Annotated in this window: 16 protein-coding genes; 15 read left to right on the plus strand and 1 reads right to left on the minus strand. The window is 60.1% G+C overall.

Annotated elements, in window-relative coordinates; translation table 11 throughout:
• Window positions 1–3 precede the first annotated feature (3 nt).
• The 15 genes from KGB14_RS05725 (at window position 4) to KGB14_RS05795 (ending at window position 14193) form a co-directional block, all read left to right on the plus strand.
• Window positions 4–207, plus strand: a complete 204-nt coding sequence (locus KGB14_RS05725; protein WP_223484745.1) for a cbb3-type cytochrome oxidase subunit 3 — start codon at window positions 4–6, stop codon at window positions 205–207.
• Window positions 204–1157, plus strand: coding sequence for a cytochrome-c oxidase, cbb3-type subunit III (ccoP, locus tag KGB14_RS05730; protein WP_223484577.1), 954 nt, complete (start codon window positions 204–206; stop codon window positions 1155–1157). The genes KGB14_RS05725 and ccoP (KGB14_RS05730) overlap by 4 nt, the downstream gene beginning before the upstream one ends.
• A gap of 483 nt (window positions 1158–1640) precedes the next feature.
• A complete protein-coding gene (ccoN, locus tag KGB14_RS05735) occupies window positions 1641–3083 on the plus strand; it encodes a cytochrome-c oxidase, cbb3-type subunit I (RefSeq protein WP_223484585.1) in 1443 nt (480 codons plus the stop codon).
• Entirely contained in the window at window positions 3083–3691 is a 609-nt protein-coding gene (gene ccoO, locus KGB14_RS05740) for a cytochrome-c oxidase, cbb3-type subunit II (protein WP_018925301.1), read from the plus strand. Before ccoN ends, ccoO begins: the two co-directional genes overlap by 1 nt.
• 5 nt (window positions 3692–3696) lie before the next feature.
• Entirely contained in the window at window positions 3697–3882 is a 186-nt protein-coding gene (locus tag KGB14_RS05745) for a CcoQ/FixQ family Cbb3-type cytochrome c oxidase assembly chaperone (RefSeq protein WP_003175465.1), read from the plus strand.
• Window positions 3879–4862 (plus strand): cytochrome-c oxidase, cbb3-type subunit III, encoded by a 984-nt coding sequence (gene ccoP, locus KGB14_RS05750; protein WP_223484593.1) that lies wholly within the window; start codon window positions 3879–3881, stop codon window positions 4860–4862. The genes KGB14_RS05745 and ccoP (KGB14_RS05750) overlap by 4 nt, the downstream gene beginning before the upstream one ends.
• A 178-nt stretch (window positions 4863–5040) precedes the next feature.
• Window positions 5041–5262, plus strand: a complete 222-nt coding sequence (locus tag KGB14_RS05755; RefSeq protein WP_223484595.1) for a hypothetical protein — start codon at window positions 5041–5043, stop codon at window positions 5260–5262.
• A 390-nt stretch (window positions 5263–5652) separates the two neighbouring features.
• The gene (gene ccoG, locus KGB14_RS05760; RefSeq protein WP_223484597.1) at window positions 5653–7068 is read left to right on the plus strand and encodes a cytochrome c oxidase accessory protein CcoG; all 1416 of its coding nucleotides are present in this window, start codon (window positions 5653–5655) and stop codon (window positions 7066–7068) included.
• Between the two features lie 11 nt (window positions 7069–7079).
• Window positions 7080–7619: a FixH family protein gene (locus KGB14_RS05765; RefSeq protein ID WP_223484599.1), complete on the plus strand. Its 540-nt coding sequence runs from the start codon at window positions 7080–7082 to the stop codon at window positions 7617–7619.
• A gap of 140 nt (window positions 7620–7759) precedes the next feature.
• Window positions 7760–10210 carry a heavy metal translocating P-type ATPase gene (locus tag KGB14_RS05770; protein ID WP_223484601.1) on the plus strand — a complete coding sequence of 817 codons (2451 nt, stop codon included), beginning with the start codon at window positions 7760–7762 and terminating at the stop codon, window positions 10208–10210.
• A 22-nt stretch (window positions 10211–10232) separates the two neighbouring features.
• Window positions 10233–10451, plus strand: a complete 219-nt coding sequence (gene ccoS / locus KGB14_RS05775; protein ID WP_007905420.1) for a cbb3-type cytochrome oxidase assembly protein CcoS — start codon at window positions 10233–10235, stop codon at window positions 10449–10451.
• A complete protein-coding gene (locus KGB14_RS05780; protein ID WP_223484603.1) occupies window positions 10444–11127 on the plus strand; it encodes a sulfite exporter TauE/SafE family protein in 684 nt (227 codons plus the stop codon). Before ccoS ends, KGB14_RS05780 begins: the two co-directional genes overlap by 8 nt.
• Before the next feature lie 191 nt (window positions 11128–11318).
• Window positions 11319–12701: an oxygen-independent coproporphyrinogen III oxidase gene (hemN, locus tag KGB14_RS05785; protein WP_223484605.1), complete on the plus strand. Its 1383-nt coding sequence runs from the start codon at window positions 11319–11321 to the stop codon at window positions 12699–12701.
• A gap of 129 nt (window positions 12702–12830) precedes the next feature.
• A complete protein-coding gene (fnr, locus tag KGB14_RS05790; protein ID WP_223484607.1) occupies window positions 12831–13565 on the plus strand; it encodes a fumarate/nitrate reduction transcriptional regulator Fnr in 735 nt (244 codons plus the stop codon).
• 79 nt (window positions 13566–13644) lie between these two features.
• A complete protein-coding gene (locus tag KGB14_RS05795) occupies window positions 13645–14193 on the plus strand; it encodes an adenine phosphoribosyltransferase (protein WP_063343032.1) in 549 nt (182 codons plus the stop codon).
• A 137-nt stretch (window positions 14194–14330) separates the two neighbouring features.
• On the opposite strand, the gene KGB14_RS05800 is transcribed toward KGB14_RS05795, so the two are convergent.
• Complete coding sequence (locus tag KGB14_RS05800; RefSeq protein ID WP_223484610.1) at window positions 14331–15479, minus strand: acyl-CoA dehydrogenase family protein; 1149 nt, start codon at window positions 15477–15479, stop codon at window positions 14331–14333.
• Window positions 15480–15630: the final 151 nt, after the last annotated feature.

Below are 15630 nucleotides of genomic sequence, written 5' to 3' on the forward strand. Positions count from 1 at the left end.
GAAATAGTCAGCGAAATGAGCAGTGGAATGATCCGAGGCTTAGGCACGGTCGTGGTGTTCGTGGCCTTCGTCGGCCTGACGCTGTGGGTGTTCAACAGCAAGCGCAATCCGGAATTCGCCGAAGCGCGCCTGCTGCCGTTCGCCGACGAGCCGCAACCCGAAAACAGCACCCAACAAGAATCCGCCACTAGGAGTACCCGGCCATGACCACCTTCTGGAGTACGTGGATCTGCGTACTGACCATCGGCAGCCTGATCGGCCTGACCTGGCTGCTGATCGGTACGCGCCGAGGGGAAACCAAGGGCAGCACCGACCAGACCATGGGCCACAGCTTCGATGGCATCGAGGAGTACGACAACCCGCTGCCACAGTGGTGGTTCATGCTGTTCGCCGGCACGTTGGTGTTCGCTGTCGGCTACCTGATCCTTTACCCGGGCCTGGGCAACTGGAAAGGCATATTGCCCGGTTATGAGGACGGCTGGACCGGCGTCCACGAATGGGAAAAGGAGATGAACAAGGCTGACGCGAAGTTCGGGCCGATCTTCGCCAAATTTGCTGCCATGCCAGTCGAAGAAGTGGCCAAGGACCCGCAAGCGCTGAAGATGGGCGGTCGCCTGTTTGCATCCAATTGCTCGGTGTGCCACGGCTCGGATGCCAAGGGCGCGTTTGGCTTCCCGAACCTGGCCGACAGCAACTGGCGCTGGGGCGGCAATGCCGACACCATCAAAACCACCATCATGGGCGGTCGCATGGCGGCGATGCCGGCCTGGGGTGAAATCCTTGGCGATGCCGGTGTGAAGAACGTTGCCGCCTATGTGCGTCATGAACTGGCCGGCCTGCCCTTGCCAGCCGACAGCGGCGCCGATCTGCACGCCGGACAGCAAACGTTCAGCACCACCTGCGTAGCCTGTCATGGGGCAAACGGCCAGGGCACTGAAGCCATGGGGGCGCCGAATCTGACGCAACCGGCCGGATTCATCTACGGTACAAGCCTGGCGCAGCTGCAACAGACCATACGTCATGGCCGCCAGGGCCATATGCCGGCGCAGAACGAACTGCTCGGCAACGACAAGGTGCAATTGCTGGCCGCTTACGTGTACAGCCTGTCTCATGGCCTGAACACCGAGCGTTTACAGGCTGAAGGCAAAAGCAAATAAATCCCGACCGTTCTGCTGCCGCATCCACCCGGATGCGGCAGTTCCCTGCTCCTTTGCGACTCATTGTCGCACCCTCCCTTGGTCTTCCTTTCGGTTCGCCGAATTCGGGTCTAAGCTTCCCTGCGATGCGGACTGGCCAGCACCGGTTCCAGGTCGACCCAACCCGATGTGTTCGACGAACAGGCTCGATGACAGGCCGCAAAGGCTGGTAGATACCGGCTGTCGTGCCAATTGCCATCTGTCGCCCGATCGTTGTGTTTGAACACACCCCGTTACATCCGACCTGACCCCCTCACCATTTTCGTCCGCTGCGGCATTTTGTCCTTGGGCAATTTTGTCCTTACGCGGCGCATGGAAAGGCCGCAGAATCAGCTTTTGAAAGCATTGACCCAGGTCATGGCGCGTTGCAATGACCCCCCGCTTTCTCCATACTTGCGGCCGATTTTTACTCCTAATAAAACACCCAAACCGTGGAACCTTAGAATGAGCACAGCAATCAGTCCGACTGCTTATAACTATAAGGTAGTCCGCCAGTTCGCCATCATGACGGTGGTCTGGGGGATCCTTGGCATGGGGCTTGGTGTCTTCATCGCCTCACAGCTTGTATGGCCGGAATTGAATTTCGGTCTGCCGTGGACGACTTTTGGACGCTTACGCCCGCTGCACACCAACCTGGTGATTTTCGCCTTCGGTGGTTGTGCACTGTTTGCCACTTCCTATTACGTCGTGCAGCGAACCTGCCAAACGCGACTGATTTCCGACAGCCTCGCGGCCTTCACCTTCTGGGGTTGGCAAGCGGTGATCGTCGGCGCGATCGTTACCTTGCCGCTGGGTTACACCACCACCAAGGAATACGCGGAACTGGAATGGCCCCTGGCTATTCTGCTGGCCATTGTCTGGGTCACCTACGGTCTGGTGTTCTTCGGCACCATCACCAAACGCAAGACCAAGCACATCTATGTCGGTAACTGGTTCTACGGTGCCTTCATCGTCGTGACGGCGATGCTGCACATCGTCAACCACGCCTCCCTGCCGGTCAGTTTCTTCAAGTCCTACTCGGCCTACGCCGGTGCGACTGACGCAATGATCCAGTGGTGGTACGGCCACAACGCGGTCGGTTTCTTCCTGACCACCGGCTTCCTGGGGATGATGTACTACTTCGTTCCGAAGCAGGCCGAGCGTCCGATCTACTCCTATCGTCTGTCGATCGTGCACTTCTGGGCGCTGATCACCCTGTACATCTGGGCCGGTCCGCACCACCTGCACTACACCGCACTGCCGGACTGGGCACAGTCGCTGGGCATGGCGATGTCGATCATTCTGCTGGCGCCGAGCTGGGGCGGCATGATCAACGGCATGATGACCCTGTCGGGCGCCTGGCATAAGCTGCGCACCGACCCGATCCTGCGTTTCCTCGTGGTATCGCTGGCGTTCTACGGCATGTCGACTTTCGAAGGCCCGATGATGGCCATCAAGACCGTCAACTCGCTGTCGCACTACACCGACTGGACCATCGGCCACGTACACGCCGGCGCTCTTGGCTGGGTAGCGATGATTTCGATCGGCGCGATCTACCACATGATCCCGAAACTGTTCGGTCGCACGCAGATGCACAGCATCGGCCTGATCAACACGCACTTCTGGCTCGCGACCATCGGCACCGTTTTGTACATCGCTTCGATGTGGGTCAACGGCATCACCCAAGGCCTGATGTGGCGTGCAATCAACGACGACGGCACCCTCACCTACTCGTTCGTGGAAGCGCTGCAAGCCAGTCACCCTGGTTTCATCGTTCGCGCCCTGGGCGGTGCGTTCTTCGCCAGCGGCATGCTGTTCATGGCCTACAACGTATGGCGTACCGTACGTGCCTCGAACCCGGCTGAAGCCAAAGCTGCTGAACAGATTGCTGTAGTTGGAGCTCACTGATGAAGCATGAAGCAGTCGAGAAGAATATTGGCCTGCTGGCCTTCTTCATGGTTATCGCCGTCAGCATCGGCGGCCTGACTCAAATCGTTCCGCTGTTTTTCCAGGACGTCACCAACAAGCCGGTCGAAGGCATGAAGCCGCGTACCGCCCTTGAACTGGAAGGCCGCGACATCTACATCGCCAACGGTTGTGTCGGCTGCCACTCGCAGATGATCCGTCCGTTCCGTGCTGAAACCGAACGCTACGGCCACTACTCGGTTGCCGGTGAAAGCGTCTGGGACCACCCGTTCCTGTGGGGTTCCAAGCGTACCGGTCCGGACCTGGCCCGTGTTGGCGGTCGTTACTCCGATGACTGGCAGCGTGCGCATTTGTACAACCCGCGCAACGTGGTGCCTGAGTCGAAAATGCCGGCCTACCCGTTCCTCGTGGAAAACAAGCTCGACGGCAAAGACACCGCCAAGAAAATGGAAGTCTTGCGCACGCTCGGCGTCCCTTACACCGACGAAGACATCGCCGGCGCCAAGGATGCTGTGAAGGGCAAAACCGAAATGGACGCGCTGGTGGCCTATCTGCAAGGCCTGGGCACCATCATCAAAAGCAAACGGTGATTTAGATGGATATCGGGATGATTCGTGGCCTGGGCACCGTTGTTGTGATGGTGGCCTTCATCGGTCTGGCGTTGTGGGTGTTCAGCCCCAAGCGCAAGTCGGAGTTTGAAGACGCGACCTTGCTGCCTTTCGCGGATGATCCCGAAGCCATCAAGCACGTCGAGCAAGCTTCTAGGAGTAACAAAGAATGACTACGTTCTGGAGTCTGTACGTCACAGTCCTCAGTCTCGGCACCATCTTCGCCCTGACCTGGCTGCTGCTGTCCACCCGCAAGGGCCAGCGCAGCGAATCCACCGATGAAACGGTCGGCCACTCCTTCGACGGGATCGAGGAGTATGACAACCCGTTGCCGAAATGGTGGTTCATGCTGTTCGTGGGCACCATCATCTTCGCCCTCGGCTATCTGGTGCTGTACCCGGGCCTGGGTAACTGGAAAGGCCTGTTGCCGGGTTACAACTACCTCGATAACGAGAAGCAGACCGCGTTCGCCAACGGCCAGACCGGCTGGACCGGCGTTCACGAATGGGAAAAGGAAATGCTCAGGTCGGATGCCAAGTTCGGCCCGATCTTCGCCAAGTTCGCTTCCATGCCGATCGAAGAAGTCGCCAAAGACCCGCAAGCCCTGAAGATGGGTGGCCGCCTGTTCGCCTCCAACTGCTCGGTCTGCCACGGTTCCGACGCCAAAGGCGCCTATGGCTTCCCTAACCTGACCGACGCCGACTGGCGCTGGGGCGGCGAAGCGCAAACCATCAAGACCACCATCATGGGCGGTCGTCACGCCGTGATGCCGGCCTGGGCTGAAGTGATCGGTGAGCAAGGCGTTGCGGACGTTGCCTCGTTCGTGCTGACCAACCTCGATGGCCGCAAGCTGCCGGAAGGCACCAAGGCTGACCCGGTTGCGGGCCAGAAACTGTTCGCCGCCAACTGCGTGGCGTGCCACGGCCCGGAAGGCAAAGGGACTCCCGCGATGGGCGCACCTAACCTGACCCACCCGGCAGCGTTCATCTACGGTTCGAGCTTCGCTCAACTGCAGCAGACCATCCGTTACGGCCGTCAGGGCCAGATGCCTGCGCAAGAACAGCTGCAAGGCAACGACAAGGTTCACCTGCTGGCCGCTTACGTTTACAGCCTGTCTCACGGTGAGAAGGCTCCGGTGGCGGATGCCCAGTAAGACGCGCACTTGATGCAATAAAACGGCCCCGCCCATGAAAATTGGCGGGGCTTTTTTTGTTTCGGCAATGTGCTCATAACTTGAGACAAATGCTCAATAGACTCGAATTTCGGTGCCCTGTAGCGTTCATTCCCACCCTGATGACCAACGTCAGGGCCAACTTACAGGGAAGAACTACATGTCAAAGAATGACGACAACACGATGCATGACAACATTGAACCAGCGCTTCAAGACGCTGTGGACGTTAAACCTGAAGATTCAACGACAGGTGCGAGCGCGCAAAATGCTCGAATCAGGTCTTTCACCCACATAACTGACATTGATGACGTCAATGGCGTAGATAAAAAACGTGGTAACGGCAGTGGTCTGGATAGCCTGGGAGGCGGCAGGCTGCCCTGATCCCCGATACGGCCCACCCAACAATGGCTGAAGCCACAAAAAACAGCCCCTCATCTGATGGGGCCGTTTTCGTGCAAGCCGACAGCGTTAAAGGTCGTGATCTCCGAAGCGGGTGATCAGGCAACCAGGGTTGAGCGATTTTCAGTCCGGCGGTGTTGCACTGATCAATCCATGGGACGAATGAGTTCTCCGCACCGACAAAACCGACCATAATCCACAAGTCAATTGATTCAAATCACTACACCATCAATTGATTTTGCCCAACGCGACCAAAGGTCGCACCCTTGCGCCAAAGCTACAGGCGTATCATTGCGCCACTGCAACACCTCTTTTTGACCGCGGTCGGCACGTACTGACCGGGGCATTTTTCCACTGCCGTGGGATGCAATGATGAGCAATCAGATTCCGGTACACGACGTTACTCCGCCTGCCAAGAACGCGAACAACAGCGTCGACCTCTACGCCTCTCGAGAAAAAATCTACACGCGCGCCTTCACCGGACTGTTCCGCAACCTGCGGATGATCGGTGGTGCCGGGTTGTTTCTGCTGTATTTCGGCACGGTGTGGCTGAGCTGGGGCGGCCATCAGGCCGTCTGGTGGAACCTGCCGGAACGTAAATTCTTCATTTTTGGCGCGACCTTCTGGCCACAGGATTTCATCCTGCTCTCGGGCATTTTGATCGTCAGTGCCTTCGGCCTGTTCTTCATTACCGTGTATGCCGGTCGGGTCTGGTGCGGTTACACCTGCCCGCAAAGCGTCTGGACCTGGATCTTCATGTGGTGCGAAAAAGTCACCGAAGGCGACCGCAACCAACGCATAAAGCTCGACAAGGCGTCGATGAGCGCCAACAAGTTCCTGCGTAAATTCAGCAAACACACGATGTGGCTGCTGATCGGCTTCGTGACCGGCATGACCTTCGTCGGCTACTTCTCGCCCATTCGCGAACTGGTGATCGACTTCTTCACCGGCCAGGCCGATGGCTGGTCGTATTTCTGGGTCGGCTTCTTCACCCTCGCCACCTACGGCAACGCCGGCTGGTTGCGCGAGCAGGTGTGTATTTACATGTGCCCGTACGCACGCTTCCAGAGCGTGATGTTCGACAAGGACACGTTGATCGTCTCCTACGATCCGCGCCGTGGCGAAAGCCGTGGCCCGCGCAAGAAAGGCATCGACTACAAGGCTCAAGGCCTGGGCGACTGCATCGATTGCACCATGTGCGTCCAGGTCTGCCCGACCGGTATCGACATCCGCGATGGCCTGCAAATCGAATGCATCGGCTGCGCGGCGTGCATCGACGCCTGCGACAACATCATGGACAAGATGGATTACCCGCGCGGCCTGATCAGCTACACCACCGAGCACAACTTGTCCGGGCAAAAAACCCATAAACTGCGCCCACGCCTGATCGGTTATGCCCTGGTGTTGCTGACAATGATCGCGTTGCTGATGACTGCGTTCTTCATGCGTTCGCTGGTCGGCTTCGATGTCAGTAAAGACCGCGTGTTGTACCGCGAGAACGCCGAAGGCCGGATCGAAAACGTCTACAGCCTGAAGATCATGAACAAGGACCAGCGCGACCATACGTATGTGTTGGAGGCCTCAGGCCTGCCGGACCTCAAGCTGCAAGGCACGCGCGAAATCAAAGTCGCCGCCGGGGAGATTTTCAGCCAGCCCGTCGAGTTGTCCAGCGCACCGGAACAACTGCCATCAAGCACCAACGAGGTGAAATTCATCCTCAAGGATGCCGATGACGCCAGCGTCCATGTTGAAGCCAAGAGCCGATTCATCGGCCCACAAATTCGTTGAGAGAAGTGATCATGCCCGCAGCAACTGCCGCAAGTCCCTGGTACAAGCACCTTTGGCCGTGGATCATCATCGCCATCCTGGCCTGCTCGGTGACTTTGACCCTGTCGATGGTGACCATCGCGGTGAACAACCCGGACAACCTGGTCAACGACAACTATTACGAGGCCGGCAAGGGCATTAACCGTTCGCTGGACCGCGAACTGCTGGCCCAGACCCTGCAACTGCGTGCCAGCGTACATCTGGATGAGGTGACCGGCGAAGTCGACCTGCGCCTGAGCGGCAACAGCCAGCCGAAAACCCTTGAGCTGAACCTGATTTCGCCGACCCAGCCAGAGAAGGACCGCAAGATCACCCTGGCCCGCAGCGAAACCGAACAGGGCCGCTACATTGGCCAGTTGAGCGACAAGATCGAAGGCCGGCGCTTCGTCGAATTGCTGGGCACGCAGGATGACAAGACCTGGCGCATGTTCGAAGAAGAACAGGTCAGCCATGACAAGGACCTGCTGCTCGGGGATGAGCCGCTGCAAGGCGCGGAAGACCTGAAAAAATAAAGTCGCGCTTCGCGCATCGCGAGCAGGCTCGCTCCCACAGTGGATCTGCGGTGTGCATGAATTTTGTACACGACATCGATCAAATGTGGGAGCGAGCCTGCTCGCGATGAGGCCCTCCCGGACGATATAGATTCCAGCTCATGAGCACTCCAACCCCCTGCTACCACTGCGCCCTGCCCGTCCCGGCCGGCAGCCGCTTCACCGCCGCCGTCCTCGGGGATACCCGTGAGTTCTGCTGCCCGGGTTGCCAGGCGGTGGCCGAGGCCATCGTGGCCGGTGGGCTGGAAAGTTATTACCAGCATCGCAGCGAAGCCTCGGCCAATCCCGAAGCCCTGCCGGTGCAGTTGGTGGATGAGCTGGAGCTTTACGATCGCGCCGATGTGCAACAACCCTTTGTCCGCCATGAAGGCGAACTCGCCGAAACCACTCTGTTGATGGAAGGCATCAGTTGCGCCGCCTGCGGCTGGTTGATCGAGAAACACCTGCGCGCCTTGCCTGCGGTGGCCGAAGCACGCCTGAACCTGTCCAACCATCGCCTTCACGTGCGCTGGGCCGACGCGCAACTGCCATTGAGCCAGGTGCTCAGCGAATTGCGCCACATCGGTTACGCCGCCCACCCCTACCAGGCCGACCGCGCCAGTGAACAACTGGCCAGCGAAAACCGCCTGGCCCTGCGCCAGCTCGGTGTGGCCGGGCTGCTGTGGTTCCAGGCGATGATGGCGACCATGGCCACCTGGCCGGAATTCAACATCGACCTCAGCCCAGAGCTGCATACCATCCTGCGCTGGGTCGCGCTGTTTCTGACCACCCCGATCGTGTTTTACAGCTGCGCGCCGTTCTTCAAAGGGGCGATGCGCGATCTGCGCACCCGCCACCTGACCATGGACGTCTCGGTGTCGCTGGCGATCGGCAGTGCTTATATCGCCGGGATCTGGACCTCGATCACCGGGGTCGGCGAGCTGTATTTCGATGCGGTAGGGATGTTCGCGCTGTTCCTGCTGGCCGGGCGTTATCTGGAACGTCGCGCCCGGGAACGCACCGCCGCTGCGACCGCACAGTTGGTCAATCTGTTGCCCGCCTCGTGCCTGCGGCTGAGTGCTGACGGTCAGAGCGAACGGATTCTGCTCAGTGAGTTGCGCGTTGGTGATCAGGTGCTGGTGCATCCCGGCGCGATTCTGCCGGCCGACGGCAAGATCCTCGACGGTCAGTCGAGCATCGATGAATCCCTGCTTACCGGCGAATACCTGCCACAACCACGGACCTTGGGCGATGCCGTCACCGCCGGCACCTTGAACGTTGAGGGCGCGCTGACCGTCGAAGTCCTGGCGCTGGGTCAGGACACGCGCCTGTCGGCCATCGTCCGCTTGCTGGATCGCGCCCAGGCCGAAAAGCCGCGACTGGCGGAAATCGCCGATCGCGCCGCGCAATGGTTTTTGCTGTTGTCACTTATCGCGGTGGCCGCCATCGGCCTGCTGTGGTGGGAACTGGATTCTTCACGAGCCTTCTGGATTGTCCTGGCGATGCTGGTTGCGACGTGCCCGTGCGCCTTGTCTCTGGCCACGCCAACCGCCCTCACCGCTGCTACCGGCACGCTGCACAAGCTCGGTCTTTTGTTGACGCGCGGCCATGTGCTGGAAGGCCTGAATCAAATCGACACAGTGATTTTCGACAAGACCGGCACCCTCACCGAAGGTCGCCTGGCCTTGCGTTCGATCCGGCCGCTTGGGGCCCTGACCAGCGATCAATGCCTGAGCCTCGCCGCTGCTCTGGAGAACCGCTCCGAACACCCGATTGCCCGGGCTTTTGGCCGCGCGCCGCTAGCCGCCGAGGAGGTTCACAGCATGCCGGGGCTGGGTCTGGAGGGGTTGGTCGGCACACAACGCCTGCGCATCGGCCAACCGGGGTTTGTCGGGGAACTCAGCGGCGCTCAAGTGCCGGTAATGCCCGATGAGCCCGGCCAATGGCTGCTGCTCGGCGACAGCCAGGGACCACTGGCATGGTTCGTTCTCGATGACCGTTTACGCGCCGACGCGCCCGCCCTGCTGGCGGCATGCAAGGCTCGCGGCTGGCGCACGCTGCTGCTGTCCGGCGACAGCTCGCCGATGGTCGCCAGCGTCGCTGCCGAATTGGGCATCGACGAGGCCCGTGGCGGTTTGCGTCCGGACGATAAATTGCAGGTGCTGCAACAGCTGCACAAAGAAGGTCGCAAGGTGTTGATGCTCGGTGACGGGGTCAATGACGTGCCGGTGCTGGCCGCCGCCGACATCAGCGTGGCGATGGGCTCGGCCACCGACCTGGCGAAAACCAGTGCTGATGCGGTGCTGCTGTCGAACCGCCTCGACGCGCTGGTGCAAGCCTTCAGCCTGGCCCGTCGCACCCGCCGGGTCATCATTGAGAACTTGCTGTGGGCGGCGCTGTACAATGGCCTCATGTTGCCGTTCGCCGCCCTCGGCTGGATCACTCCGGTATGGGCTGCGGTCGGCATGTCGATCAGTTCGTTGACCGTGGTGCTCAATGCCCTGCGCCTGACTCGCCTGCCGAGCTCGCAGCCTGCCAGCACCCTGCCAGAAACCCGCCCGCTGCCGGCCTGAGCCGCGCGAGCATGGAGTCCAGATGCCAGCTCTCTACGTGATGATCCCGGCCGCGCTGCTGATCGTGGCCATCGCTATCTATATCTTCTTCTGGGCGGTCGACAGCGGTCAGTACGACGACCTCGACGGTCCGGCCCATAGCATTCTGTTCGACGATCAGGACCCGAACCACAAGGCAGCGGTCGACGAGGCCAGCGGCCATCCGGCCAAACCGGACGACAAGGCGCCGCCCCATGCTTGAGTTGGCGCCACTGCTGGTGTCTGCGGTGATCCTCGGCCTGCTCGGTGGCGGGCATTGCCTGGGGATGTGCGGCGGATTGATGGGCGCGCTGACCCTGGCGATCCCCAAGGAACAACGCAGCCGACGCTTTCGACTGTTACTGGCCTACAACCTGGGGCGAATTCTCAGCTACGCCGCTGCCGGCCTGCTGATCGGCCTGGCCGGCTGGGCCGTGGCCAATAGCCCGGCGGCGATGTTCATGCGCATCCTCGCCGGATTGCTACTGATCGTCATGGGCCTGTACCTGGCCGGCTGGTGGAGCGGCCTGACCCGCATCGAAAGCCTCGGTCGCGGCCTGTGGCGGCATATCCAGCCGATTGCCAACAGATTGCTGCCCGTATCGAACCTGCCCCGGGCGCTGCTGTTGGGCGCACTGTGGGGCTGGCTGCCGTGCGGGCTGGTTTACAGCACATTGCTGTGGTCGGCGAGTCAGGGCAATGCGCTGGACAGTGCATTGCTGATGCTGGCATTCGGGCTGGGCACCTGGCCGGTGCTGCTCGCCACAGGGCTGGCGGCCGAGCGCGTCACGGCGTTATTGCGCAAACGCAGCGTGCGCATGACCGGTGGTTTGCTGGTGATGGTGTTCGGCATCTGGACCTTGCCGGGGCCGCATCAGCATTGGTTAATGGGGCATTAGATCGGCGGCGCGCCCTTCGCGGGCAAGCCTCGCTCCTACAAGAGTTCGCGATCCCTTGTAGGAGCGAGGCTTGCCCGCGAAGAGGCCCTCACTGACAACACAAATCCCGACCGTTGATGCAAATCAAGATGCCTCAACGCCGCAGCCCTTAGACTCGCCCGCATGCCAGCCTATCTCGGGGGAATGCCCGCATGCTCGACGCCATTCGTTGGGACACAGATCTGATCCGCCGTTATGACCTGGCGGGACCGCGCTACACCTCGTACCCGACCGCCGTGCAATTCGACAGCCAGGTCGGCACCTTCGACCTGTTCCACGCCCTGCGCGACAGCCGCAAGGCCCTGCGACCGCTGTCGCTGTATGTGCACGTGCCGTTCTGCGCGAACATCTGCTACTACTGCGCCTGCAACAAAGTCATCACCAAGGACCGCGGCCGCGCCCTGCCCTATTTGCAGCGTCTGGAACAGGAAATCCAGCTGATTGCCTGCCACCTCGACCCTGCGCAGAAAGTCGAACAACTGCATTTCGGCGGCGGCACCCCGACCTTTCTCAGCCACGATGAACTGCGTCAGTTGATGGCTCAACTGCGCAAGCATTTCAATCTGCTGGACGATGATTCCGGCGACTACGGCATCGAGATCGACCCACGCGAGGCCGATTGGTCGACCATGGGCCTGCTTCGGGAACTGGGCTTCAACCGGGTCAGCATCGGCCTGCAAGACCTCGATCCGACGGTACAGCGGGCGGTCAATCGCTTGCAAAGCCTGGAAGAAACCCGCGCCGTGATCGATGCTGCCCGAACCTTGCAATTTCGTTCGATCAACATCGACCTGATCTACGGCCTGCCAAAGCAGACACCTGAAAACTTCGCCCGCACCGTCGACGAGGTCATCAATCTGCAACCGGACCGGCTCTCGGTGTTCAACTATGCCCATCTGCCTGAACGCTTCATGCCGCAACGGCGGATCAACAGTAATGACCTACCGACGCCAGCACAAAAGCTGGAAATGCTCCAGCGCACCATCGAACAGCTGACGGCCGCCGGTTACCGCTACATCGGCATGGACCATTTCGCCCTGCCCGACGATGACCTGGCGATTGCCCAGGAAGAATCGACCCTGCAACGTAACTTCCAGGGCTACACCACCCACGGTCATTGCGATTTGATCGGGTTGGGGGTATCGGCCATCAGCCAGGTCGGCGATTTGTACTGCCAGAACAGCAGCGACCTGAACCAGTACCAGAACGCATTGGCGTCCGCTCAACTCGCCACCAGCCGTGGCTTGATATGCAACGCTGACGATCGCTTGCGCAGAGCGGTGATTCAGCAACTGATTTGCCATTTCAACCTGGAATTCGCAACGATCGAACAAGCCTTCAACATCGATTTTCGTGGCTACTTCGGCGAACTCTGGCCTCAGTTGCAGGACATGGCCGAGGACGGGTTGATAGAACTGGACAACCAACGAATCACCGTACTGCCCGCCGGGCGTTTGCTGGTGCGCTCGGTGTGCATGGTCTTCGATGCCTACCTGGAACACACTAATCGCCAACGATTTTCACGAGTGATCTAGGGTCTGTTGACGTTTGATGACGTTCCCGGCCCCCGGGCCCCTGTGGATAAATTGTCGCAGGCTGGCCCGAATGTCCTCCCGTGGGTTACCCTTACGGCTTATGTGTGTTTTCCCACAAGGATTAAAGAAATGTCCGAGCCAGTAAAGCTGCGCGCTCATAGCCAGGCCCATTGCAAGGATTGCAGCCTGGCCCCTCTCTGCCTGCCACTTTCTTTGAATCTGGAAGACATGGATGCGCTGGACGAAATCGTCAAACGTGGCCGCCCGCTGAAAAAGGGCGAGTTCCTGTTTCGCCAGGGCGACACGTTCGATTCCGTTTATGCAGTACGCTCCGGCGCCCTGAAAACCTTCAGCCTGAGCGATGGCGGCGAAGAACAGCTCACCGGCTTCCATTTGCCAAGTGAATTGGTCGGCCTGTCAGGCATGGACACCGAGAAACACCCGGTCACGGCCCAAGCCCTGGAAACCACCTCGGTGTGCGAAATTCCTTTCGAACGTCTCGATGAACTGGCCCTGCAGCTGCCACAACTGCGCCGTCAGTTGATGCGGGTAATGAGCCGCGAGATTCGTGACGATCAGCAAATGATGTTGCTGCTGTCGAAGAAAACCGCCGACGAGCGCATCGCCACCTTTCTGGTCAACCTGTCGGCACGTTTCCGCGCCCGAGGCTTCTCGGCCAACCAGTTCCGGCTGAGCATGTCGCGCAACGAAATCGGCAATTACCTGGGCCTGGCGGTGGAAACCGTGTCCCGGGTGTTCACCCGTTTCCAGCAAAACGAACTGATTGCCGCCGAGGGCAAGGAAATACATATCCTCGACCCGATCCAGCTCTGCGCTCTGGCTGGCGGCTCGATCGAGGGCTGACCCTGGCGATGGCGGCTGAGCGAAACGGTTCAGCCGCCGTTATACTGCGACGTTTGCAGCCCGCCAGGACACTTCGACGATGGTCTTCGACTCCTTCGACATCAAATCCCTGATCCGCCCCGTGATCGACTTCCCCAAGCCGGGTGTGATCTTTCGCGACATCACTCCGCTGTTCCAGTCACCCACGGCACTGCGCCTGGTGATGGACAGCTTTGCCCATCGTTACGTCGAAGCCGACTTCACCCACATCGGCGCCATGGATGCCCGTGGCTTCCTGATCGGCTCGATCCTGGCCTATCAGTTGAACAAACCGCTGGTACTGTTCCGCAAGCAGGGCAAATTGCCGGCCGACGTGTTGGCCGAGGGTTATCAGACCGAATACGGCGAAGCCTTTCTCGAAGTCCATGCCGACAGCCTGTGCGAGGGTGACTCGGTGGTGATGTTCGATGACCTGATCGCCACTGGCGGCACGCTGATCGCGGCGGCGAACCTGATTCGGCGCATGGGCGCCCGCGTTCATGAAGCGGCGGCAATCATTGACCTGCCGGAGCTGGGTGGTTCGCAGCGGCTGGAAGACATGGGGATTCCGACTTTCTGTCTGACGCAGTTTGCCCTAACCGATAAATAAGGCGGCGTCTGCACCGCCGCCTTCGCGAGCAGGCTCGCTCCCACAGTTAATCTCTGTCGTATACAAAACTTGTGTGCACAGAAAACCCCCTGTGGGAGCGAGCCTGCTCGCGATGGCGTCAGTCGCCACACCGCAGATTAGAGCCCCATCTGCTTGCTGATGATCTCGTTCATCACTTCCCGCGTCCCGCCGCCGATCGACAGAATCCGGTTATCGCGATAGAGCCGCTCCACCAGGCTCTCGCGCATATAACCGAGGCCACCGAGAATCTGCACCGCATCGGTCGTAATGCGGTCAGCCGTGTCGGTAGCAAAATTCTTGGCCATGGAAATCTCTTTGACCACACTCCGCCCAGCGGCCATTTTCGCCGCCTGGCGGTAGGTGAACTCCCGTGACACCTCCAGCGCCGTGGCCATTTCCGCGAGACGGTGCTTGAGCACCTGGAACTTGCCGATGGGTTTGCCAAAGGCTTCACGCTGACGAGCCCAGTTCAGGCTCTCCTCCAGCGCCAACTGCGCGGTCATGTTGGCCATCAGCGCCAGGGCCAGACGTTCGCTCTGGAAGTTGCCCATGATGCAGGCGAAGCCCATGTTCTCTGCACCGAGCAGATGGCCCACCGGCACCCGGCAATCATCGAAAAACAGCTCGGCAGTGTCCGACGCCCACCAGCCCATTTTCTTCAATTGACGACCGACGGAGAAACCGGGCGTGCCCTTCTCGATCAGCAACAAACTGATGCCGCCGAACCCCGGTTCGCCGGTACGCACCGCAACGGTGTAGAAATCCGCACGAACGCCGCTAGTAATGAAGGTTTTGCTGCCGCTGACTCGATAAAAGTCGCCATCACGCACGGCGCGGGTTTGCAGGTTGGCCACATCGGAGCCACCACTGGGCTCAGTGACGGCCAGGGCGCTGATCTTCTCGCCCGCCAGCACCTGAGGCACAACGCGATCGCGGATTTCAGGCCTGGCCCACTTGAGGATCGGCGGCAGACCGATGTCCAGCGAGCCCAACCCCGCGACCAGACCACCGGAACCGCAACGCATCAGCTCTTCACTGGCGGCGATCTTGGCGAATACGTCACCTTCGTGGCTGCCGCCCAAGGCCTCTGGGTAACCGATACCCAGAATCCCCGCCGCGCCGGCCTTTAGGTAGAGTTCACGGGGGAAGCTTTCAGCTTCTTCCCACTGATCAATATCCGGAAGAATCTCGCGCTCGACGAAACGTCTGACGCTGTCGCGGACCAATTGGTGGCTGGGGTCGAAGTATTCCTGGAAGGCAGGCATCGGCGAACTCCACTGAAGGTTCAGCGAAGTTAACCGAGCGCTTGCTTGGTTTTCAATAGAAGGAGTGGTGGAAGATCAAAAGATCGCAGCCTTCGGCAGCTCCTACGTTTGGATGTCGTACACCCTGTAGGAGCTGCCGAAGGCTGCGATC

This window comes from Pseudomonas sp. A-RE-19, assembly GCF_019956555.1.
Classification (GTDB): domain Bacteria; phylum Pseudomonadota; class Gammaproteobacteria; order Pseudomonadales; family Pseudomonadaceae; genus Aquipseudomonas.